Raw genomic sequence first — 22,820 nt, 5'->3', positions numbered from 1 at the left:
CGGTTCACCTTTCGTCCTGCACGGGCTGGATGGGCTGCACGGGTTGCGCGGGTTGCGCGGGTTGCGCGGGTTGCGCGGGTTGCGCGGGTTGCGCGGTCGTGGCGGAACGGCAAGCCCGTCCGGGTTCCCTGACCACGGGTTCGCCGACCGCGTACCGCGCGAGGGCCGGCCGCGGTACGACGCCCCCGTCGGTGCGCTCGGCGAGTCCCAGCGCCACCAGCTTGCTCAGCGCCTGCTCGACGAGTTCGGGCTCCGCGCCCGGTTCCCTCGCCGACTTGGACCAGAACCCGCCGTGCTCCGCGGCCAGTTCCCGTACGCGGGCCGCCAGCTCCGCCGGTTCGACGGGCCCGGCCGCCCGCGCCAGGTGTCCCGCCAGCAGCAGGGTGATGTGGCCGTGGGTGCCCTGTTCCGGCATGCGCACGTCCGTGAGGTCGTCCATCGGGTCGACCATGGCGATGCCCTCGGCCCGGACCTCCGGGACGAGTCCCGTCAGTTCGTTGATCCGGGCGGTGATGAAGCCCCGCTGCCGGGTGAGGTAGGCCAGTTCCTCGTCGGTCAGGTCGTCGTAGTACAGCACCGGGTCGTCCAGGAGGATGCGGGTCAGCTTCCAGCGGACCGCCCGGAACCTGAGCTCGTCGCTGTCGAGCGCGGTCCACGCGGTCATCTCCACCAGGCGCTCCTCGAAGCCCTCGGCCTCGACCATGGAGGGGCCCCGCAGGGACGCCGACATCCCGGCCAGTACGCGCCGCCGCACGTCGTACAGCACGTCGCCCGATCCACTGACGTAGGCGTCCTCGTCCCCGGCCACCCGCCGCAGCACCCCGAGCCGCAGCAGCAGGCGGACGACGGCCGCGAGGTCGAGGCGCTCGTCGCGCCGCTCCAGGGTGAACGCGATCCCGGCGGCGACGAGTTCGGGATCGGCGGCGGCCAGGACGATCTGCTCGGCGAGGCGTCCGAGAGCCACCTGCGACTCGCCCCGTTCCAGCGCGGCCAGGGCCAGGCAGAGCAGGACATAGCGGCGGCGGGTGAAGGGCAGGGCACTGCGGCCGGCCTCGCGCGCAGGGTGGGTGGCGTCGGTGAGGGTTCCCGGCGTCTTGCGCAGCCGTGCGGCGTCGGCGTCCGTGCGCAGCGTCCAGCCGACGTTGCGTTCGAACCACTCCCGCAGCTCGGCGGTGTGCCGGCGCACCAGCCGGAACTCGTCGGCGTACGGTCCGTCGGCGGTGATCAGCGGCTCCTTCAGCAGGGCGCGTGCGGCCTTCTGGAGGTCGGCCTGCCGCTGGCCGTCGAGGACCTCGGCGAGGGGGCCGCTCATCGGTCCTCCGCGAGCTGCGGAGCGGTGTCCCGTCGCGGGGCGGGGAGGGGACCGGGTGCCGATGCCGGTGCGGCGGCGCGGTCGCGCTGCCCCGCCGTGAGGTCGACGATGTCGATCAGGTGGTCGGGACCGCTGAACACACCGTCGGGTGTGCGTACTTCGGCTGTCGATCCGTCGTCGAGGGCGGTCAGCCGGATCTCCATCGAACCGTCCCCGCTGGTGGCGACGGTGGTGATGGTGCCCGGCCGCCAGGTGGCGAGCGCGTCGCCGAGCAGCCGCAGGAACAACTGGAAGGCGTGCGGGTCGAGTCCACCGAGCCGGGACAGCCGTACCGGTCCGTCCGTCACGAGACGGTCCCGGGCCCGCCTGGTCTCCTCCGTCTGCCGGGCGGCGATCTCGGCGAGCCGACGCTTGGCCTCGCCCCGGTCAGCCACCCGGCGCGGCCTGCCGCGCCGCTCGTAGCTGCCGGTGCGGCGGAGTTGAGGACTGATCCGCAGCGATCGCGCCTCGCTCCACGGGGTGGCGGCCGGCTCCGGGGCAACCGTCCGTTCGGCGAGGGTGTCGGCGTCGACGGTGAGGTGCCGGGACGAGTGCAGCCCGAACGCCACCCGCCAGAGCCGGTGCCGCGCCTCGTCGTCCGGGGCCTGGGCGAACCAACGCGCCAGGGTACGGAAGTCGGCGGAACGGTCCGAGCGTCCGGCCCGCCGCTCGTTGAGCTGTCGTACGACGGCCAGGAGCTGCGGGATCGAACCGAGCGCTCGCCCGCGCAGGAGTCGGGCCTGCGACTCCCGCCCCTCCCCCGACACGAACCACTCGGCGAGCCCGGACCACCGGGCCGCCCACCGCTCGTATGCCACCGCCTCCGCCCGCTCGGCGTCCTCGGGGGCGGCGTCGGCGGCCTCGCGGGCGGCGGCGAGCCGCAGCAGCGGTCCGACCCGCTCCTGCTCCTCCAGCTCCCCGATCAGCAGGGCGATCCGCCCACCGAGGGTGATGAGGTCCTGGATGAAGCGCTCCAGGTACTGGATCAGCCGGTCCTTGTAGGCGAGGAACGCCTCGACCTCGATGTCGTGCAGGTCGATGGTGCGCTGCAACGAACCCATGAAGGCGCGGGCATTGTCGGCGAGGTCGGTGAACCGCGCCGTCAGCACGGACAGGGCGACGTACGTCTTGGCCGGGTCGGGCTCGTCCTCCGCGGCGATCACCAGGAGCGCCCGCAGCTGCGTGACGATGTCGTGCAGCGCGACCGCCTGGAGTTCCCCGCGCCGCCCCAGCACCTCGTCGTACGTCCCCAGCGCCGCCTCGGCCGCCTCACCGGCCCGGGTGAGCTGGTAGATGAACCGCCTGCGATAGAAGTCCACGACCGCCGTCACGCGTGCGTGGTCCGGGTCGGCCCGAAGATTGCCCCACTCCACGAGCTTGTCCAGCGCCTGCGTCACCGCTTCGAGGTCGGCGGGACGGCTCTCCGCGTCCAATGCGGCGTGCACGTCCTCCGGCCGCAGATGCACCGCGAACCGCTCCTTGGCGGCGAGGAAGGCCCGCATGACCTGGCGGTAGAGGGGGGCGTTGGGAGTGGTGAGGTGGGCGAACGGAGAGTAGTTGCTGGAGGTCATCTCGGCACATTCTTCCACCGCGGTCGCGAGCTCATGTGGGAGTTGCGAACACGCACTCCGCCCAGACCGTCTTGCCGGGGCCTCCGGGCCGGGGGTGCCAGCCCCAGCGGGTGGCGAGCGCCGCGACCAGAAGCAGCCCTCGGCCGCCGGTGTCCTCCGAGCCGGGGGCGGGCAGCGCTTCCGGCTCGGGCGGCGTGCGTTCGGTACGGGTGTCGGAGACCTCGATCCTTACCGTGTGGGCGGGTTCGCTCACGTGCAGGAGCAGATGGAAGTCCCGGCTGGGGACATGGCCGTGCCGTACGGCGTTGGCGGTCAGCTCGCCGAGGACCAGCACGATCTCTTCGTGCGGGCCGGTGCCGTACGGGACCCCCCAGGTGTCCAGCCGGTGCGCGGCCAGTCGGCGGGCGAGGCGAGCGCCCCGTGGGGTGGAGGTGAAACGCATCTCGAAGGTGCGGCTCAGGTCGTCGCTGTGACACATGGGTTGGGAGGCGCCGACGGGGCTGGGGAGTTGGTTCGTCATGCCGACAACGGTGTCCCCGGTCGCGTAGCGTGACCAGTGGTGACGCACCGACGCGGGCCGTTGTACGCGTGGTGGCGGTACGGGTACGAGGTGCGCGGCGTGACGAGGCCGCCGGGACGGCGTTGAGCCAGGGAGGCGGTGGCGATGACCGAGGGTACGGACGAGAGGGCCGAGACCGTGATGGCGGACGACGCGGGACAGGCGACGGCGGACACGTCCGGCCAGGCCGTCGTCATCGCGTTCGGCCAGACGATGAAGACGCTCCGGGTGCGGGCGGGCCTGGAACGCGAGGAGTTCGGACGGCGGATCGGATACTCGGCGTCCACGGTCGCGTCGTACGAGCAGGGTCGGCGGATTCCGTCGCCCAGGACCATCGAGCGTGCGGACGAGGTTCTGGACGCGTGCGGGCTGCTGACGGTGTGGAAGGAGCAGGTGGAGCGGGCTCAGTATCCGGTGTTCTTCCAGGGGATGGCGAAGCTGGAGAAGGAGGCCATCGAACTGCTCGCTTATGACGCCCTCGTGGTAAAGGGCTTGCTTCAGACCGAGGAGTACATGCGAGCGTTGCTCGCCATGCGGCGCCCGGTCTTGGACCACGAGACCATCGAGCAGCGCGTGGCCGCTCGGCTGGCCCGACAGGACATCTTCGACCGCCAGCCTTCACCTCTACTGAGCTTCGTCATGGACGAGTCGGTACTACGGCATCGATACGGCGGCAAAGACGTGCTGCGAGGGCAGTTGGAGCACCTTCTCCTGATCGGTCAGAAACGCAACGTCGAGATCCAGGTGATGCCGACCGACTGCGAGGACAACGCGGGCGTGAATGGGCCGTTCACGGTCGTCACGCGTAAGGACGGCACCAAGTTCGTTTACGCCGAGGCCCAGTCGACCGGCACCCTTCAGACCGACCCGGAGCAGACAGCGCTCGCTGCCGCCCGCTATGGGATCATCCGATCGCAGGCTCTCACTCCGCGAGAGTCCCTTGAGTTCATCGAGAGGTTGCTGGGAGAGCTATGAACACCGCTGAGTCCTCGGCCGTCGCGTCCGACCTCGCCTGGTTCAAGAGCAGCTACAGCGGAACCGAGGGCGGCGACTGCGTCGAGGTCGCGGCCGACACGGGAGTCGTACACATCCGGGACTCCAAGGCCGTGGCCGGACCCGTCATCCACGTGTCTCCTGAAGCATGGGCAGGATTCGTCATGCAGGCCTGACGGTCGTACGAGAAGCGAGAGCCCTGCCGCCCGCTCAAGGACGGCAGGGCTCACGCACATCTCTACCTGGGCAGGTAAGGGCTCGGCTTGCCGTACCAGCTGATCCGCAGGGTGTCGCGGGCGCGGGTGGCGGCGACGAACAGCAGGGAACGGGCCTTCAGTTCCTCGCGGGCGAGGCGCCGGGGGTCCGTGTCGCGGTAGCGCTGGATGACGGACGCGCGGGGGATGACGCCGTCGCGGGCACCGACGATGGCGAGCCTCTGGTATTCGAGACCCTTGAAGCGGTGCATGGTGCCGACGTGGATGTCGCCGTCTCCCTTGACGCCTTCCTTGGTGAGTTCGGCGACGGTCAGCTCGGCCTCGGTCGCCAGGTAGTACATGACCTGGGTGACGGCTTCGCGGTCGGCGACGCACACCGCGATGTTGCCGCGGGGGTCGCGAACCTTGCCGTCGGCTCCGGCTGTGGCGAGTTCCTGGCGCCAGGCCCGGAGCGTGGTGGCGAGCTGGGCGAGTTCGTCGTCCCAACTCTCGCAGCGGACGAGCTCAGGAGCCGGACCACGGAGAACCGAGCGGTAGCCGTCGAGGGTGTCGGTGCCGTCGTCGAGGTCGTCGAAGGTGATCTGGGCGCTCTTGGGGTTCACCACTTCCATGGCCCGGTTCAAGATCTCGCGGGTGGTGCGGTAGCTGAGGGTGAGGCGGGCCGCGCGACCGCGGATGTTGACGCCGACGGTTCCCAGGGTGACCTGCTGATCGTAGATGCGCTGGTGGGTGTCGCCGGCGATGAACATGTCGTCCTCGCCCGGCGCGACCATGGCGCGGAGCATCTTCCAGTGGGCGGGCCTGAGGTCCTGCGCCTCGTCGACGACGACGTGCTTGTACCGGTGGCCCAGGTAGTACATGCCGGAGCTGTCGTCGCGGTGGATGAGGTCCTTGCCACCGATCTCTTCCTTGTACTCCTTACGTTGCTCGATCTTGGCGGCACGCTGCATCTCGAAGCGGGCGGCTCGCTCGGCGGCCTGGCCCCAGGTCTCGCGCCCTTCCTTGTCGAGACGGGTGGTGAACTGCTCCAGGATCTTCCAGATCTGCGCCCGGTCGGGACGGCTGATGGACCGCCCGCGTCCGGCTCGCCGCGCGTCGAAGTACGCCTTGCGGGTGCCGAGGGACTGGCCCAGGATCACCTGCTCCCATTCCTCGTAGAGGAACTCCGCGTCCCAGCGCTTCTCGTCGAGTTCGAGGAGGACCTGGCGGAGGGTGTTGAGGGCGACGTTGTCGTAGATGCGCTGCTTTCCTGCCCCGGCAACGGTGTTCTCGTTGAGGACGCGGGCGGCGAGCTGGTCGATGTGCGTGACGTCGACGCGGGCCAGCAGTTCGGGTTCGAGCAGGGACGCCAGACGGGCACGCAGGTCGGTGGTGAGGTTCTTGGTGAAGGTGGTGAGCAGGATCGGCTTGCTGTGGCCGGGGGGCAGTTGTTCGGCGAGGTGCTTGACGCGGTGGAGGGCGACGATGGTCTTGCCGGTTCCGGGGCCGCCGGACACCCTGAACGGGCCGCTGTAGTGCCGGTTGACGAGCTTGGCCTGGGCGGGGTGGAGGAAGACCTTCCAGGCGCGGAAGTCACCCTCCTCGATGATGTCCTTGAGGGCGTCGTCGACGGTGGTGACCGTGGTCCGCGCGAGCGCCGCGTCCAGGTCGTGCCGCTCGTCTTCGGCGAGTTTGACGTCGACGGGAGCGGTGATCTCCTTGCGGACGTCCGCGATGGACAGGCCGGCGGCGAGGCCGTACAGGATGTCCTTGGTGAGGAGGGGCGCGCCGGAGACAAGAGCGTCGAGTTCGGTGCTCTCGGTGACCGCGAGGGCGAGGTCGATGAGCTGTTCGGCGACGCCGAGGTCACGGAGGTCTTCGGCAGTGACGTCGGCGAGGAGCGGCTCGACCTCGGGAACGGCGGTGGTGTCGTCCGCGGGTTCGGCGGTGGCCGGTTCTGGGGCGGACGTCTCCGGCTCGTCCGCGGCTTCGGGCCGCTCGGCCGGGGTGAGCGTCATCCCGGCCCGCTGGAGGACACTCTGGCCCACCACGGAGAGGTCGACGAACTCGATCTCTCCGGTGATGCGGTTGATCGCGACGGAGAGTTCTTCGTAGACGTGCTTGCGGTGGCGGACGGCGACGACCAGCCACTTCTCGCGGCCCGCATCGTCGACGCCGATCTTGGCGAGGAGCGCGCGGTAGGATTGGTCGATCTTGGCGCGGTATACGCGGCCGTCGCCCTTGAGCGGCAGAAGGTCGAGCCCCGGGTGGTCGGGGTTCTGGCGGAAGCGGTGGCAGAAGTCGTAGAACTTGCCCTTGACCGAGCGGTCGAGCTTGTACAGCTCCTGTTCGGCCTTCTCATACAGGCTGAGCCGTGCGGTCATCGGTGGGTGGTGCCTTCCGTGTCCGGGAGCAGGGTGAGGAGGGTGTCGAGGTGGTCGAGCCAGTCGGCTGCCGTGCGTACGGTCCAGCCGTCGCCGGTGTAGGCGTCGTCCCGCTTCCGGCGTTCCTCGCTGTCGTGGGCGTCGGAGTCGACGAACACCGCCACCTTGGTGGCACCGGGCCAGGCGAAGTCGGCCTGCCAGCCACGGTCGCCCAGCTCATAGCCGAAGACCGGGGCCTTCTTGCCCCGCGCGGCGAGTGCCTTGGCCAGCTGGGTGAGGTCGGAGTCGGGCTCGTCCTCTTCGAGGAGTTCGAGGATGTCCTCGTCCCAGGCCGCGTCCCGGAGCAGTCCTTCCACCGCCTTCTCCAGCGAGGAGGAGGCCGAGGCCCGGTCCGGCGTCACCAGCTCTGTGACGTCCGCAGGAGCCGTAGCAGCGGCGGTTTCCGCCTCTGGGTGCAGCCGCGCGACGAGCGTCTCCAGCTCACCGGGGCCGCCTCCGACCCGCAGTGCCTCCACGGCGAAGCCGGCGGCCAGGCTGCCGGCGAGTTGCACGCCGTCGCCGCCGGTGAAGGCGAGGAACTGGAGGAGGTTGGACCAGTAGAGCCAGGAGCGCCACCGGAGTTTGTGGGCGGCGGTCCCGAGCTGGTCGCCGTCCTGGTCGTCGAGTACGGCGAGGGCGCCCCAGCCGACCCCGGCGGTGCCGTCCGGTCCGCCGGACGGGTCGACGGTGTAGAGCAGCGGCAGGCCGTGTTCGTCGGTGGCGGACAGGACGAGGATCTCGTCGTTCCCGGTGACGGGTTCGACGTCGGCCGTCGGATTCCCGCCCTTCGCGAGGGCATTCAGGGCGCTGCGCAGGGTTGCGCGGGCCTGCGCGGGGCCGACGTTCTGGGCCAGTGGCTCGGGCACACTGAGGAGTCCGCCGACCAGTGCCTGGGCCCGCCGTCCCCAGCGGGTGCGGGAGGGGTCGCGGAGGTAGCCGAGGAGCGTGTCGATGGGGTTGGCGAAGACGGCGTCGGCGAGGTCAGCACGGTCACCGCCGAGTTCCTCGTACCAGTCCTTGGCGGTGTCCTGGCCGGTGCGCCGGTAGGGCGGCCACACCGGGCGGGCCTTGGCGCGTTCGCCCTTCTCGAAAAGTTCGAGGTCGTCCCAGGTGATCTGGAAGACGAGTGCTCCCCCGGCTCGCAGCTCGTCCCGCTTCCTGCAGTCGGAGGCGATCCGGTTGTGCGTGCGGGTCGCGTGGAAGCGGTGGCCGTCCAGGAAGACGTGCACTTTCTGGGGTGTGCCGTCGGTCCGCTCAAAGGTGAAGTCGGTCCGGGTGAACTCCTCGTCGCGCTGGGCGGTCATGCGCCATGCCGCGGCCCCCGCGAACCGCAGGAGGCCGCTGTGCGCACCGCTCTCCTCGAGAGCGGCGTCGTCCTGGCCGGTGCTCCAGGTACGCAGGGCGGCGAGGAAGCGGGCCTCCAGGTCGGACTCGACCTGCCGGTCCAGGCCGATCGCCGCGGTCGTCGGAATCTCCTTGGTGGCCCAGTGGCTGACCGGGTTTCCCTCGTCGTCGGTGAGCGGACGGCCGTCCTCGTCGACGGGACCGAGCAGACTGCTGATGATCTCCAGCGCGTCCTTGCGCGAGACCACGTCCTGGTACCGCTCCTCCGTGTGGCGGTGCAGGCAGCGGTGGCAGGCGCGCCGCCCCTCTTCCTTGCAGGGGCAGGCCATCAGCATCTGCCGGGCCTCGGCGAGGGTGTCGCGGAAGGCGTCGGGCGTCTTGAGACGGTCCAGGTAGCCGGTGCCGCCGGGCAGCCGGTCGTACAGGACGAGGAAGTGCCGCCTCTCGCCGGTGGCCGCGTCGGGCATCGTGGCGATGGTGGTGTCCAGGTGGGCGGGGTCGCCGCCGAAGTGCCGGTCGACGCCGAGCCGTAGGGCGGCCCGGAAGGAGTGGACCTTCTCGTCGACGAGTACGGTCGCGGCCGGCAGCAGGATGCGCAGGGCCTCGGTGGTGAGCTGGTGGGCGAGGAGCACCGGTTCCTGCTTCGGCGCGTCCGGCCCCCTCTTGCCCCGGCGCAGCGGGCACCAGGGTTGGTGGTGCTTGACGGCGGGGTTGCGTACGGCGGAGGTGTCGAGGGCGTCGGTGTCGTGGTCGAAGACGGGCTTGCCGTCGGCGCTCGCCGCCCCGCAGGCGGTGCAGACATGGAAGGGCGCCAGCCGGACGTCGTGTCCGGCCAGTTCCTCCTCGGCACGGGCGTCGAACCGGAGCGGGCCGACGTTGACCCTGCGGATGACCGCCTTGCGGGAGTAGTCGACGCCGAAGGTCTCGCGGGTGTGCCGCCAGGACGCCTTGGCCTGGATGTGCTCCGCCGGGAAGTCGACCGCGTCGATGACGGTGTAGAAGCGCTGCTCGCGGTCGTCCTTGTCGTCGCTGATCCGAGCGTCGTCGCGCTTGTCGCGGGAGGTGACGACGGTCGGTTCGATCACGTGGTGGAGGCAGGAGCCGTCGTCGGCGATGCCGGTGCTGTGGCATCGCGGGCAGGGGCTGCGGTCTTCGGCGGCGTCCTCGGTGCGGACGTAGCCGCACTCTCGACAGAAGCGCCAGGGCGTCCAGTCGGGCCGGGTGGAGCTGCCGATCTCGATGCCGGTGATCTGGTGCTTGTAGCCGTTGACGTAGAACGTGTTGCCGGGCGCGAGTTCGGACAGTGCGTAGCGCTGGGGCCGCTCGTACGGGCGCATCTTGGAGTCGAAGCGTTCCCTCCCCGTCTTCGGGTCGGGGCCGTCGAACCAGTACAGGGTGGCGTTGAGCGTGGTGACGGCGTCGAGGAGGGCGTAGTTCGGCAGCAGGCCGAGGTCGCAGAGGGCCTGCTGGGCGGTGATGTTCCCGCGCTTCATCAGACGCCGACCGACGGCGCGGTGCTCCGCTTCGAGTTCGGCCTTGCGGACGCGCTGCTCGTCGTCGTCCTCGTGCAGTTCGCGGACGGCCTCGTCGATGAAGGTGAGCCTGCGCCGCAGCTCCTCCTCCCCACGCTTCCACTGCCGCGCGGCCTCCTCCACGGCGCCGCGCAGCTCGCGCTTGGCGTAGGCGCGCAGCTCGTCGGCGGCCTGGGGGCTGACGCCGGTGGGGAAGAGATCGAGGAACGCCTCCACGTGCTCGGCGGCACCGGCGAGGGCGGCCTCCACAAGGTCTTCGAGGTATCCGGTGGGGCCGAAGAGGGCGGGCGCCTCACGGGGGATCGCGGCGAGCGTCCGCCCGTCGGCCCGCTTCAGCCGGCCTTGTGCGGCGAGGTCGAGGAGGTGGGCCAGGTACTGCCGGCGCAGGATCTCGATGGCCGACAGATGGCTGCCCGGCGGCACGATCTGCCCGGCGATCATCTCGCGGGGCTGGTCGAGGTAGTACAGATCCCGGCGACTGCGGTCGGGGATGGTGAGGAGGAAGGCGTTGCCGGTACGCCGTCCCGCACGGCCGACCTGCTGGACGTAGTTGGCGGCGCGGCGGGGCAGGGCGGCCAGCACGACCGCCGACAGGTCGCCGATGTCGATGCCCATCTCCAGGGTGGGCGTGCAGGACAGCACATTGGGGTCCTTGAACCCGCTGCCGTCCCGGAACGCCGCCTCGACCCGCTCGCGTTCCGGGCGGGTGAGCATGCCGGTGTGCTCGGCGGTGATCACTTGGTAGGTACCGGCCTTGCGGTACAGCCTGCGGTAGTAGTCCTCGCGGTAGTCGCGGTCGCGCTGGTGCCGACCGAGCCCTTCCGGCCGGGTCCCGGCGACGAGACGGCCGGTGCGGCAGCGGTAGGCGGGGCACTTCTGACCGTCCCACTGGCCGAGCAGGGAGGGGTGGACGGTCTGTTCCCAGAAGCAGTTCGGACACCGGACGAACGCCTCGTTGACCTCGCCGTCCTTCAGGAGCTGGACGTCGACGGCACCCGGCTTGAGGCCGTAGATCCTGAGGCTGCTGTCCTCGGGCGTGCGTGCGGCGAGCAGTCCGGCGGCGACGAGTTCGGGCAGCAGCCGGGACCAGAACTCGGCGGCCTGCTCGCGGGGCAGACCGAGGCTGCGCTGGGCCCACCGCTCGTACCAGGAGAGGCGTCCGGTGGCGAAGTCGAACTCGCTCCTCGACTTCGGCGCGCTCAGCAGGAAGACGGGAGCGGCGATGCCCTTGGGGAAGGCGCGCATGCCTGGTGGGCGCTTGCCCCAGATGAAGTAGCGGCTGGTGCCGGCTTCCTTCAGATAGCCGTCCAGCCAGCGATGACCGATGGCGCCGCGGGTCCGCAGCCGCTCCAGGAAGATCCGGAGGAACCCGAGGTACCGGTCGTCGCCCAGTGCGTCGGGGACGGGCAGTTGGCCGCCCTTTCCGTACGGGGCGGTGTGCGCGGTGCGGACGATGTTGATGGCGGCCGTAGGGTCGGCTATGCGTACCTGGGCGGCGGCGGTGCGGGTGAGTTCGAGCGTACGTCCGTTGCGGGACCGGAAGCCGAACTCCATCAGCGCCTCGAAGGCGAACCGCTCACCGATCAGCTGCCAGGTCTTGTAGTCCCCGCCCCGGCCCTGACCGGAGAGGAGCTTCTTGACGCCCTTGATGTCATGCAGGTCGGTGGGGACGACGGCGGCGAGCGTGGTGCGGTCCGTGGTCGCGTTGACGACATCGGCGATCAGGTCGTTCAGCGCGGTCGGGGCCTCCTCCGAGAGGTGGCTCTTGAACAGGGCGCGCAAGGAGAAGGTGTACGAGCGGCTGGCGACGAACCCGGCGCGGTGCGCGGCGTCCTGCACCGAGTCGTTGAACATGAGGGTCTTGGTCTCGCCCTGCTTCTTGTCCAGCTCCCCGCCCGTGAACAGCTGGGTGACGGAGGCGGCGGCGAGCGCGGCGGCGCCGGTACCCAGGAAGCGGATGGTGTTGCGCGAACCGCAGGCCGGACACCAGTCCTCCTCGGCGGCGGTGGTCGCCGTCTCCCCCAGGTAGACGAGGACGAACGCCGAGTCGGCGCCGGCCAGCCGGGGGCTACCGGTCTCCGGGTCGTAGTCGGCGACCGGGTCGGGCAGCCGCAGCCTGCGCTTCGGCCCGTCCAGGACGCGGAGCTGGCCCGCACCGGCCACATTGAGCGCATTGGCGTCGGCGCGCCCGGCAGCGCGACCTGCCCCTTCCATGGGCGCGGCTCCGGAGCCCTCCCGGGCCTCGCCGTCGGTGGCGGCGATGAGGTTGCGCACCCGCATCTTGTCCTGGCTGACCGAGGCCCGCCGGATCTTGTGCGTGTCGACCTCGACGGCCAGGTCGTCGGACTCCGGGGTGAAGATCGCCCACCCGGAACGCCCGCAGTCACGGCAGTAGACGGCGGGCAGGAAGAGATTCGCCGACTGTCCCTCGGTGGCTGTGGTGACGGGCGCGGTGCGGGCCGCCGCCTCCTCGGAGGTCTCAGGCGCGCCTGCCGCGTCCCACTGGAACTCTGCCTTGGGCCAAGGCAGTACGCCTCGCACGAGACGGGACACCGACCGGGCCCACTGGTGCACCTCGACCTGCACGAAGGGACGCGGCTCCTTCGGCGTGGATGCCGGGTCACGGGCCACCGAGAGCAGCGCGACGAAGCGGGCGAGCGCCTTCGCCGCGACCTCGGGGCGCAGGGTGATGGTGCGGCCCCAGGCCTGGGCGCCGCGGCGCCACATCAGGTCGAGGACCTCGGGCATCGAACGCACCTGCCCGTCGAGGGCGTGCAGCACGGCGGCGGTGAGGGGATGCCGCTTCAGGGTCCGGCCGAGCGTGAACGGATCGGTGTCCCGGCTACCGGTCACGGCCTCGGCGAGAGCGGCGAACTCCTCCTCGCCGAGCGTGGGGTCGGGCAGGGCGGCCAGTTCGTCTGGGGTCGGCACGGGCAGGATCGGGTCGAAGTCGTCGCTGGGCACGAACCCGTCCACGGTCAGCCGCTGTTCGCCGACGATGGCGTCGGCCGTGAACTCGGTGCCGAACACCTGGGTCGCCACGTCGAGCAACTGCCGTGCTCCGTCGGCGTCCGTGCCCGAGGCAAGGGTCGCGGAGGTGGCGACCGGGCAGATACGACCGAGGGGGCGCCCCTTCTCCGAGGCCCCGACGGCGGAGGCGAGCCGGCGCAGGAGCATGGCCACGTCGGTGCCCTGCGCACCGTCGTAGGTGTGGAACTCGTCGACGACGACGTACCGGATATCGGATCCCGCCCACATCGCGGCGTCGTCGGCGCGCTGGAGGAGGAGGTCCAGCATCTTGTAGTTGGTGATCAGGATGTCCGGCGGGGTGACCTGCATGTCGTACCGGTCGGTGTACACGCGGCCGTACCGGGTGGCCGCGCGCTCACCGATGTACAGACCGGCCCGGACCTTGCTGAGTTCCGGGTGGTCGGTGAGGAGCCCGTTGATGCGCTGCGCCTGGTCGGTGGCCAGGGCGTTCATCGGGTACAGGAACACGGCCTTCACGCCGGCGTGCCCGGCCGATCGCTCACGGGCGCAGTGGTCGAGCACCGGGTAGAGGAAGGACTCCGTCTTGCCGGATCCGGTACCGGTGGTGACGAGGGTCGGCCGGGGGGTCCGGCCGCCTGCGGACGACAGGCGCTCGAAGGCCACGGCCTGGTGGGCGTACGGCGTCCAACCGTCCGTGCGTCGCCAGTCGAGGTACTGCTCCCAAGACGGGCCCGCCGGGACGAAGGGCGTGCGCAGCCGGAGGAACGGCCCTCGGAACATCCCGGAGTTGTCGTCCCCGAGAAACCTGTGCAGCGCCTTCCGCGCTCCCTCGTCGGTCAGCGCGTAGGTCGTGGAGAGGTACTGGAGAAGGCTCTCCTTCAACCCCTCCGCTTCGAGCGTCGGCCTCACCGCTTCGGCACCTCCTGCTTGACCGGGTCCCACTTACCGGCGGCGACGGCGTCATCCAGCCGCTTCTGGAAGTAGGCGTGGGCTTCGCGCATTTCGGTCTCGCGGTCGGCTTTGTAGAAGGGGGCGGTGTAGCCGTCGGGGACGGGGGTTTGGGGGGCGGGGTTGTTGGCGGGGTCGACTTGGTGGGCTTCGAAGGCGGGGTCGGCCTGGTACTTCTCGAACTGCTTCCAGCTGTCCTTACTCTGACTGTGCCCCAGGGAGTACCGGCCGCTGGCGATCTTATTCTCGGCAGCATCGAACCAGGTCACTCGATCGAAATCCTGCATGATCGGGAAGCGGGCTCGGTACATGGTGATGAGAGTGTCGGCGTCGATACCGAGCCACACCGCAACAAGTGCGTCGATCTCTACAAGGGCAGCACGTCGGGCGTACTCGGTACGGAGAGGGGTCTCGCGCTGCCAGTTGGGAGTAACTTCATGGAGCTGAGTGCCCATCAGAGGCCAAGTGCGCGCCCACGGCTCGCACTCGGTCCACTTCAGGTTGTGCAGCTCCTGCCAGAGATCAGCATAAGCATCAGTGAGGCAGTTGAGGCGCAAGATACGGAGAAGAAGAGCGGGCGCGAGAGGATGATCGCTCTGAGGTGCCGGCATGATGTGTGCACCAGCCACCTGGAGGTCTCCGCGCCCTGTCGTGCGAACGAAGTAGTCCAGAGGCAAGGCCGCCCAGAACCCCGCCGCCAAGCTGGTCGCTCGGTTTGCAGGAAGGGCTGCACTGTGAACCATGTGTACGTGCCTAGCCCCGGGCGGAATAATCGCGGCATAGAGAGCCCGCTCCGTGTCCGGCGCAATCTGCCGACGCCACGCGAGCCGATAGAATTCCGTGTATGGTTTCGTCGCCCGCTCAACAAACACCTTGTCTACGGACTCGTACTCGACTTCCCCTGGCAGGCATTCCAGTCTTTCAGCCAGCTGCGCTCTCACTGCCAGGATCGCTTCCTGTGAAGACCGAAGTCGCTCCAGCTCAGCGTGGTTCAACCATCGGTCCGTCTCCTCTTCATACGTCGCTTCATCTGCAACGCACCTGTATTCCGTTTCCGGGACAGCGTCCGATGACAGTTTCAAGGGGTTGAGCCCACGCAGCTCGCCGCCACCCTGGCTTGGCTGCTTAAAGAACGGGTTGGCGACGCCTAGCTGTGGCCCCTTTAGCACGACATCTACCCAGGTATCTGCCTGGTAGTCCAAACGATTGGGAACGTTCGTGTTGTACTCAATCAGCCTGGCGTCTCCGTTCGGCCCATTCATAGCTTTCTTGGCATTAGTCTCGTTGAAGCCTTCTGAAATTTGGGGCAGCAAATGCACGAGACGCAGCGGGTAGGCTGCGAGAGCATCAATGGCTGGGTCCTCGGCAGTGCTCACCGGAGTGAGGAGGCGCGAAGATTCAACAGGTAGGTCCTGCTCACCAGCAAGTCTCTGCCAGCGCGTCAGCGTCTCAGTGGTGACGTGCACGACGCGCTTGAGGTGCGGCCTCTCGTCCCAGTCACCACCAAACTTCACACCCGGCGCATCCCCCCTTCCGTCATGTGCCGCTGATTGCCGCAACGCATCTACAGAGAAAAGCCAGGATAGGTGTTGGAAGTCGATCTCTCCACGTGTGCCATAAATGTGTACACCGAAGTGGCTGGAACGCCCTACGGGCGGCGGGAAGAATCGGTTTCCCGCGTTAACGAAGTCCCCATGGACCCGCAATCTGCGGTATGCGTTCTCCCGCAACGCCGCTTCTCTGTCTCCGTTGAAGTGCGTGTCTGGATGAACCATCCCTGCACAACCGAAGGCCGCAGTGTGATCCCAGACCTGACACATAAAGGCCCGATATAGATCCGGGCGGCTTCCCGCGACCAGCGGATACACCTGCGGCGCCGCTAGATGGTCGGCCATAGATACCGTGGCCGTCACCTCGCCGATGGTGTAGGCCACGACTTCGGCTTTGGCCAACTCGGCGGTGCGCCGCCGCTGCTTCTCGGCCGCCGGAGGCTTCTCCGTCAGCATGAACCACGGCTCGAACTCCGCGATGACGGAGTTCTCCTTCCACTCCGGCCGTACCCACGGCGGATTCCCCACCTGAAGGTCGAACCCACCACCTTCGGCGAAGGCGAGCGCAAAGTCCAACTCCCAATGCAGGAAGCCCTGCTCCTCCGCGATCTCCCTCACGACCCCCATCCAGGGGTACCGCGCCTCCGGGTCGGTGCGGTCCATCCACATCTCGTCCAGGAGCAGCTTCTCGTACTCCCCCAAGTCCTTGAGGTTGTCGAGGTCAGATCCAATACTGCCGTCGGGGACTGGGCCCACCCCGAGCATGGACTCCAGGAAGTCCAGCCAGTCGTTCAGGTCCTTCAGCGGAATGACAGGGCGGCGGCGCTTCGGCGCGGGGCCGGTCGACTTCTTGCGCTGCTTCGGTACGCCGGCCTTCTGCACCTCGTAGAAGTAGTCACCCTCCGCCTCCATGTTCGCGTCGTCGAGGGAGGGCTGGTCACCAGCCATCTGGAAGAGCAAGCCCGCCTGAGCGAACCGGGGCGCAGACTTGCTCGCCACAGGAGCAGGCGCAGGTTCGTTACTCGGCCGCACATCCTGCGGCGCTGCCTGAGGCGTCTCCGGCTCCCCGAACCCGCCCAGCAACTCCTCCACGTCGACGGACTCCGCCGCGTACTCCCCGTCCGTACCATCCAGCAGACCGACCTTGTCCACCGGCCAGAACCACAACGCGCACCAGGCGTCCATCACCTGCTTCAGCCGCCAGTACGGCGTGTCCACGGCGTTGAACAGGTCCGTGTAAACCTTCTCCTTCGACAGCCGCGTCGCAGCGCCAGTCTCGGCCCGGCGCAGGAAGGCGAACTCCTCGCTCTTCGGGTCGGCTTCCCAGACGTCGATGCTGCGGGCGATCTCCCGCTCCGACAGCTCCATCCGCTTGACGACGAGCTTCCACAGGAACTCCGCGCGCCGCGCAGCGTCCCGCAGCCGCGTGTACTGCGAGGCGGCCTCGTCACCGGTCTTCCGGTCGACCCTCGGCGTGCCGGCCTGCGTGTACTTCCTCTCCGGCTTCTGGAGGACGCCCTTCTTCCACTCCTTCAACTGCTCCACGCCGTCCCCGGCCAACTGCCCGAGCAGCTTCTTCGCATCACCGCCCGCCCGCGTCACCGCCGCCCAGCCCGGCGTCGGCAACAGGAACTGGTGCACCGCACCTTCCGGCAGCGGCAGTTCCTGCCCGCCAGCCTCGTTGTCGCGGAACGGCAGTCGGGTGGGGGACAGGGTGTCCTTGTCCACCAGCCAGCGCGGCTTACCCTTCTGCGGCGAGACGTCCCCCGCCGCATACACCGCCCGCCGCCCCCCAATCAGCGAGTTACCCCGCCGCAGGTGCAGCCCGAACCATGGCGCCCGCATCCCCGGATGCATGGTGTTGAGCCACAGCGAGACCTCCGCCAGCTCCACACCCGTCCGGTTCAGGTCCACGCCGTACGCGTTGTGCAGCGCGATGTACGCCTTGACCTTCTGCTTTTCCGTCAGCGCCTGTGCGGTCGGAATCGACCGGCCCAACTCGTCCTGCCGCCGCCGCAGATACTCCTCGGCGACCTGGTTGATCGCCTCGTTGAGGAACGCCCCGGAACCGAGCGCCGGCTCGCAGATGCGGTACTTCAGCAGCTCCGAAGCCCGGGTCTTGATGACGTTCCCGGCCTCGTCCTTCTCCTGGTCCAGGCGGTGCTTCAGGGCCAGTTCGACGGTGACCTTCGTCAGCGACTCGGGGGTGTAGTACGAGGCGGAGGTCTCCCGGTCACGTCCGGCGAGGCGATAGACGAACGTCCCCGCCGGGTACTTCTTCGGCCCGCGCAGGCCCTTCTCCTCGCGGTCCCGCTCGTCGTACTGGACCCAGGTCTTCTCGTCGTACTCCTTGAGCCGGTGCGAGGGGACGAGCCACGACCCCTTCTCCGGGTCGCCGCCCTTGGCGACCTCTGACAGCTCCTCCTCGGCGATGATGCCGGTGTACGACATCAGGCCCTCGTAGACCGCGCCGAGCTGGTTGATGCCGAGGTTGCGGTACGAGATGAAGCCGCCGCGCTCACCGCGCCGCTTGGCCTTCTTCATGGTCAGCAGGCGCAGCACCTCGTGCAGGGCGCTGTTGCGCAGACGCAGATCGAGCCAGGCCGGGCCCTCGGGGCTGTCCTCGTCGCGGCGCGGGTCGCGGGTGCCGCGGCCGATGAGCGTCACCGCCGCCGGTTCGAAGAGTTCACTCCGCAGCGGTTCGAAGCGCAGGCCGCGTCCCTCGCTGCGCTGCTTGGCCTTCTTCTTGCGGGTCTCGGCGTCGTCGCCGTCCAGCTCGTCCCACGGTTCGGTGCCGTACTCACGGTGTCCGTAGTTGACCTTGTTGAAGAGGAGGTCGAGGGAGTCGTGCAGGTGGGTGCCGTTGCGGGCGGTCTCGTCCGTGAGCTGGGCGTCCCGCTCGACGATCTCGCGCAGGCGGGCCACCGAGTAGCCGGCCTCGTAGGTACCGTCGTCGGCCGGGAGGATGCCCAGTTCGGGGCGGGCCTCGGCGTACAGGAGGAACAGGATGCGGTACAGGTAGCGCAGCGCCTCGCGGGTGAGCTGCCGGGCGAAGGGCTCCCCCGGCTTTTCGAGGTCGCGCGGTACGAGACCTGCCTCCTCGAGTCGGACCAGGACCTCGTTGGCGATGATCTCGACGGACTTCTGGAGACCCTGACGCAGCTCGCCGGAGACCCCGACCGCGTTGTCCCGGGACGCCTTGACCAGGGCGTCGATGGCGGGGCCCTTGCCGTCCTCGGCCGGGGCGAGCGCGTCGTGGCTGAACAGACCGGCGATGGTGGCGAGTTCACCGGTCTGGCGGCGGTCGTAGCGCTCCAGGGCCGCGTCGAGGTTGGCGGCGAGGTAGCGGCCCTCGCCCCACGCCTGCCGGTCGGCGAGGACGATGACGCCGCCGCAGAGCAGCAGGACGAAGCGCGGGGCGCTGCCGCCCTCGCCGCCCAGTTCGCTCTGGAACAGCCAGGTGGCGAGCGCGTGGCCCGACTCGTAGGTCTCGCCGTTGCCCACCGTCCGCAGCGGGTGGAGCAGACGGCCGTAGCCCTCGGCGTCCAGGGCGGTGTCGTTGCTCGCGGACCAGCCGCAGTCGACGGCGACGATGCCGTCTCCGTGCCAGGCGACCTTGACCGTGTGGTCGCGTCCGGCGCGGTGGACGGTCAGTTCGCGAGGACCATCGGTCTCGGCGTCGGCCCCCGGGTAGCCGAGGGCGGTGAGCACCTTGCGGTGCCACTCGGCGACGCGCCCGCGCCACTCCTCGTCCTTGTAGGTGTTGAGGCGCTCCTCGAAGCCCTCCTTGTCGGGGTGCTCGTCGTCCTCCGCGTCCGCCTTGGCCTGCTCGGCGAAGAACCCCCGGTACTTCTCGTCGAGGTAGACGGAGCGCAGGCCGCGCAGGGCGACGCGCGGTGTGGGGCGCTTGTCGTTCTCGTCGGACTCGCGGTCCGACCAGGCCGCGAACACGCCCTTCTTCAGGCCGTCGGCGAGCTGCTCGGCGAAGTAGTGGGCGGACAGGTACTCGCCGCGGTTGGAGAAGGAGTCGAAGTCGGTGCTCATCGGGCGGTCGTCTCTCCGGCGTCGGGCAGGTCGGTCGCGGCGGACCCGGTGGTGGGCGGTACGGGGATGGCGGCCAGCGGTTCGAGGACGGCCAGGAGCCGCAGCAGCGGGGCACCCGAGGTCCGCAGGGAGCGGATCAGCGTCCGGCGCCGGTCGGCCGTGAGGTTCACGTCGTTCTTCTTCTTCTGGGAGCGGCGGGCCTCCGCGGTGAACAGCGCGGCCTGCTTCCACTCGGTGACGCGCTTCTCGAACGGCGCGAGCACGGCTTCGATCTGCTGCGTGTACGCGGCCTCACGTCCGGCCAGGAACCGGCGAGCCTCACCGACCGCGGCCGGCACCCAGCGCTGGAGGGCGTCCTTGTTCACCGGGGCGGCACGCCCCGGCATGCTCGGGCCGACCCGGCAGGCGGCGAGGAAGGCGTTGTCCATGCGGTAGGTGCGCGGTGCGTCGGGCAGGCCGGTGACGGCCATCCACTCGACGACGGTGGGACGTCCGGCCTTGTTCGAGTAGATGCCCTGGAGGAGGTAGACCGGGCCGGCGAGCGCGGCGGGCAGCTCCGGATCGATGTCGGCCGCCTTGTCGAGGTCCGGGTCGAAGGCGAGCACGAACGCCTCGTCGTGGCGGAGCGCGGCGAGCGCCTTGTCGGTGACCCAGTCCAGGACGGGGTGCACGTCGGAGACGTAGCTGACGTTCGGCCACTGGCTGTCGGACTCCTCGCGGGCCACCTTCAGGCGCTGGGCGGCGAGGCCCTTGTCGAAGGTGAGGCGGATGCGCGCCTCCCTGTTCGCCGTGGGGAGGATCTCCTGCTCGGTCAGATAGGACTTGGGCAGGGCCTTCAGCCGATGGAGGAGGTCCGGCGGCGGCTGGAAGGCGATGGTTCCGTCCCCTTCGCGCCGGAGCTTGAGGGCGATGTCGGGGCTGATGGGGTGGCAGACCTGGCGGAGGGCCTCGTCGAAGTAGTCGGAGGTGGCGGTGGTGCTACCGACCGTGCCGAACAGGCTGGGCACGGTGGCGCGCGGCACGTCGTCCGTCGGCTTCTTCGCCCCCACGTTGCCCATCGCCTTGGCCAGCATGGCCTTTACTCCGCCGCCCGCCGTCGACGACGACTGCTTGATCGACTCCTCGACGGTGCGGCCGGCGATGAGGTCGCGGGTGAGCCGGTCCTCTTCGTCCTTCGCTTTGTAGATCCCGGTGACCGCTTCCGCGGTGCCCTCGATGCGGTGCGCCTCCTCCTCGCGGGCGAGCAGCTTGGCGCCGACGAGGCGGTCGTCGAGCGGCAGGGGCTCGCCGGTTGCATCGTCCGTGCGCCACTCGACGTCGCTGGTCAGCACCAGGGCCCGGAACCGGGGGTTCTTCTTCTGCCCGTACCGGTCGATGCGGCCGTTGCGCTGTTCGATGCGGATCAGCGACCACGGGAGGTCGTAATGGATCAACTCGCTGCACTGCTGGTGCAGGTTGACGCCCTCGGAGGCCACGTCGCCGGTGAACAGGAGCCGGACGGGCTTCGTGGCCAGCCCGAACTCCTCGACGATGCGCTGCTGCTCCTCCTCACCGGTGGCGTCGCCGTGCATGACCTCGACGACCCCGCCGTACGCCTTCCAGGGCTTGGAGTCCTCCTCGGCTTGTTCCAGCTTCGTCGTCCGCGGGAAGCCGAGCCGCTCCGGGACGGTCTCCGCCAGCCACTTCAGGGTGGGGATGCGCTCGGAGAAGACCACGACACGGGTGTCCGAACCGGGCTTGACACCGATTTCCTTGAGGACTTCGATCAGGGCTTCGAGCTTGGAGGAGTCGTCGTCGCCGAGGTCGTTCGCGAGCCGGGCCAGGTCGACGATCGCCTTCCGCTCGATCTGTCGCGCCGCCTCGAGCTGGGCGGGGTCCTGGCCCTTGCGGCCCTTCAGGGGCTTCTCGAGGGTCTTGGTCCGGGCGGCGACAGAGACCTGGAAGGCGCGGTGGGAGGAGAGGAACGCCTTCAGCAGGTTGTAGGCGACCATCGAGTCCACGCACACGGAGGAGGCCGCCGGGTCTCGCGGGATCCAGCGCGCGGCGAGCTCCTCCAGGACCGCCTCCTCCTTCGCGGTCGCCTTGGCGAGCACGGGGCAGGACGGGCCGCGGTCCGCCCATTCGCCCTTAAGGGAGTCGCGTACCTCGCGGTCCGTCTTGGTGCGGCGGATGTATAGGTGCCCCAGGTCCTTCACGTCGTACGACGACGAATCGGCGATCGCCGCCTCGTCCAGCATGCCGATCAGCTCGGCGAAGGACTCGGCGTCCCCGTTGTGAGGAGTGGCGGAGGCCAGCACGAAGGCGTCGCTGCGGCGGGCGAGGAGGCGGGCCAGGCCGTTGTTCTTCGTGCCCCGGTTGACCAGGTTGTGCGACTCGTCGATGACGACGGCGTCCCACTCGGTGTTCTCCAGGTGGTGGGCGTAGACGTCGCTCTTGAGGGTGTCCACGGAGATGATCGCCCGCTTGAAGTAGGCGAACGGGTTCCGGCCGGCCGGGATGTCCTGCTGGATGCGCTGGATGCCGGTGGAGTCGAGGCGGACGAGCGGGATGGAGAAGCGGGTCCACAGCTCACGCTGGAACTGTTCCAGGACGTGCGCCGGGGTGACCACGAGGATGCGCTCGCCGCGGCCCCGGCGGATCAGCTCGGCCAGCAGGATGCCGATCTCCAGGGTCTTGCCCAGACCCACCACGTCCGCGATGAGCACGCGTGGCTGGGGGTTCTCCTTCGACAGGGCCAGCTCGGCGGGGCGCAGCTGGTGCGTCTGCTGGTCCATGAGGAAGTTGCCGACCAGCGCGAGCCCGTGCTCGGTCTGGGGCAGCGCGGTCTTGCGGATGACGGCCTCCAGGTAGAGGCGCGCCTTGCGGTGGTTCGGCGAGGAGTCGGCGACCAGGCGGGTCTTGTCGGGGTCGATCGGCTCGATGTGGTCCAGCTTGTCGTAGAAGACGGCGTCCATACCGCGCACCAGGGCGGAGACGCCGGTGACCTCGACCATCCAGCCGTCGTACTTGGTGTCGGCGACCTTCTTGACCAGCCACTGCTCGTCGCGCACCACGACCTGGGAACCGGGGGCGAAACCGGGGCGGCGCGAGCGCGGCCCGGCATCGGACGGAGCGACCGGTGCGGTCCGCTCGCGGACCATCGAGCCGTCCACCGAATCGAAGGTCCCCTGGTTCATCGACGTCGTGCCGTCGACCGCCCCCGCACCGCTCACGAACCGCTCCGTTCCTTCATCGTCCCTGACGTCCCGCATACCGTTCCTACTGCCGCTTCCCGGTGTCCTCGCCCGCCGCGAGTGCCGACGCGCCCCGTCGGTCTCCAC

At 69.3% G+C, this 22,820-nt stretch carries 9 protein-coding genes; 2 read left to right on the top strand and 7 right to left on the bottom strand.

Annotation, left to right across the window (positions count from 1 at the left end; translation table 11 throughout):
- Positions 1–4 precede the first annotated feature (4 nt).
- Genes SMA5143A_RS01075 through SMA5143A_RS01065 form a run of 3 tightly spaced genes read right to left on the bottom strand, consistent with a single transcriptional unit; the run spans position 5 to position 3,442 of the window.
- The gene (locus SMA5143A_RS01075; RefSeq protein ID WP_107460910.1) at positions 5–1,312 is read right to left on the bottom strand and encodes a TIGR02678 family protein; all 1,308 of its coding nucleotides are present in this window, start codon (positions 1,310–1,312) and stop codon (positions 5–7) included.
- Entirely contained in the window at positions 1,309–2,922 is a 1,614-nt protein-coding gene (locus tag SMA5143A_RS01070) for a TIGR02677 family protein (protein ID WP_107460909.1), read from the bottom strand. The genes SMA5143A_RS01075 and SMA5143A_RS01070 overlap by 4 nt, the downstream gene beginning before the upstream one ends.
- 31 nt (positions 2,923–2,953) lie before the next feature.
- Positions 2,954–3,442, bottom strand: a complete 489-nt coding sequence (locus SMA5143A_RS01065) for an ATP-binding protein (protein WP_181361662.1) — start codon at positions 3,440–3,442, stop codon at positions 2,954–2,956.
- 144 nt (positions 3,443–3,586) lie between these two features.
- Between SMA5143A_RS01065 and SMA5143A_RS01060 the strand changes: the two genes are divergently transcribed.
- Together SMA5143A_RS01060 and SMA5143A_RS01055 are read left to right on the top strand one after the other, a co-directional pair.
- Positions 3,587–4,456 carry a helix-turn-helix domain-containing protein gene (locus SMA5143A_RS01060; protein WP_107460907.1) on the top strand — a complete coding sequence of 290 codons (870 nt, stop codon included), beginning with the start codon at positions 3,587–3,589 and terminating at the stop codon, positions 4,454–4,456.
- Positions 4,453–4,650: a DUF397 domain-containing protein gene (locus SMA5143A_RS01055; protein ID WP_107460906.1), complete on the top strand. Its 198-nt coding sequence runs from the start codon at positions 4,453–4,455 to the stop codon at positions 4,648–4,650. Before SMA5143A_RS01060 ends, SMA5143A_RS01055 begins: the two co-directional genes overlap by 4 nt.
- Before the next feature lie 62 nt (positions 4,651–4,712).
- On the opposite strand, the gene SMA5143A_RS01050 is transcribed toward SMA5143A_RS01055, so the two are convergent.
- The 4 genes from SMA5143A_RS01050 to SMA5143A_RS01035 are packed head-to-tail and all read right to left on the bottom strand — an operon-like array spanning position 4,713 to position 22,712.
- Positions 4,713–7,052, bottom strand: a complete 2,340-nt coding sequence (locus SMA5143A_RS01050; RefSeq protein WP_107460905.1) for a UvrD-helicase domain-containing protein — start codon at positions 7,050–7,052, stop codon at positions 4,713–4,715.
- Positions 7,049–13,867 (bottom strand): DEAD/DEAH box helicase, encoded by a 6,819-nt coding sequence (locus SMA5143A_RS01045; RefSeq protein WP_107460904.1) that lies wholly within the window; start codon positions 13,865–13,867, stop codon positions 7,049–7,051. The genes SMA5143A_RS01050 and SMA5143A_RS01045 overlap by 4 nt, the downstream gene beginning before the upstream one ends.
- Positions 13,864–19,500 carry a hypothetical protein gene (locus tag SMA5143A_RS01040; RefSeq protein WP_107460903.1) on the bottom strand — a complete coding sequence of 1,879 codons (5,637 nt, stop codon included), beginning with the start codon at positions 19,498–19,500 and terminating at the stop codon, positions 13,864–13,866. Before SMA5143A_RS01040 ends, SMA5143A_RS01045 begins: the two co-directional genes overlap by 4 nt.
- Complete coding sequence (locus SMA5143A_RS01035) at positions 19,497–22,712, bottom strand: DEAD/DEAH box helicase (protein WP_258193203.1); 3,216 nt, start codon at positions 22,710–22,712, stop codon at positions 19,497–19,499. The genes SMA5143A_RS01040 and SMA5143A_RS01035 overlap by 4 nt, the downstream gene beginning before the upstream one ends.
- Between the last annotated feature and the right edge of the window lie 108 nt (positions 22,713–22,820).

The organism is Streptomyces sp. MA5143a (genome assembly GCF_900290235.1).
In the GTDB taxonomy this organism is placed as follows: domain Bacteria; phylum Actinomycetota; class Actinomycetes; order Streptomycetales; family Streptomycetaceae; genus Streptomyces.
The sequence above is the reverse complement of the archived record's forward strand: the minus strand, read 5'-3'. Positions and strand labels throughout refer to the sequence as shown.

What these genes read in the sequence shown, in the direction of transcription:
- SMA5143A_RS01040 (WP_107460903.1), bottom strand. Translation starts at nt 19,500, where the DNA reads ATGAGCACCGACTTCGACTCCTTCTCCAACCGCGGCGAGTACCTGTCC.
- SMA5143A_RS01070 (WP_107460909.1), bottom strand. Translation starts at nt 2,922, where the DNA reads ATGACCTCCAGCAACTACTCTCCGTTCGCCCACCTCACCACTCCCAAC.
- SMA5143A_RS01060 (WP_107460907.1), top strand. Translation starts at nt 3,587, where the DNA reads ATGACCGAGGGTACGGACGAGAGGGCCGAGACCGTGATGGCGGACGAC.
- SMA5143A_RS01065 (WP_181361662.1), bottom strand. Translation starts at nt 3,442, where the DNA reads ATGACGAACCAACTCCCCAGCCCCGTCGGCGCCTCCCAACCCATGTGT.
- SMA5143A_RS01075 (WP_107460910.1), bottom strand. Translation starts at nt 1,312, where the DNA reads ATGAGCGGCCCCCTCGCCGAGGTCCTCGACGGCCAGCGGCAGGCCGAC.
- SMA5143A_RS01050 (WP_107460905.1), bottom strand. Translation starts at nt 7,052, where the DNA reads ATGACCGCACGGCTCAGCCTGTATGAGAAGGCCGAACAGGAGCTGTAC.
- SMA5143A_RS01055 (WP_107460906.1), top strand. Translation starts at nt 4,453, where the DNA reads ATGAACACCGCTGAGTCCTCGGCCGTCGCGTCCGACCTCGCCTGGTTC.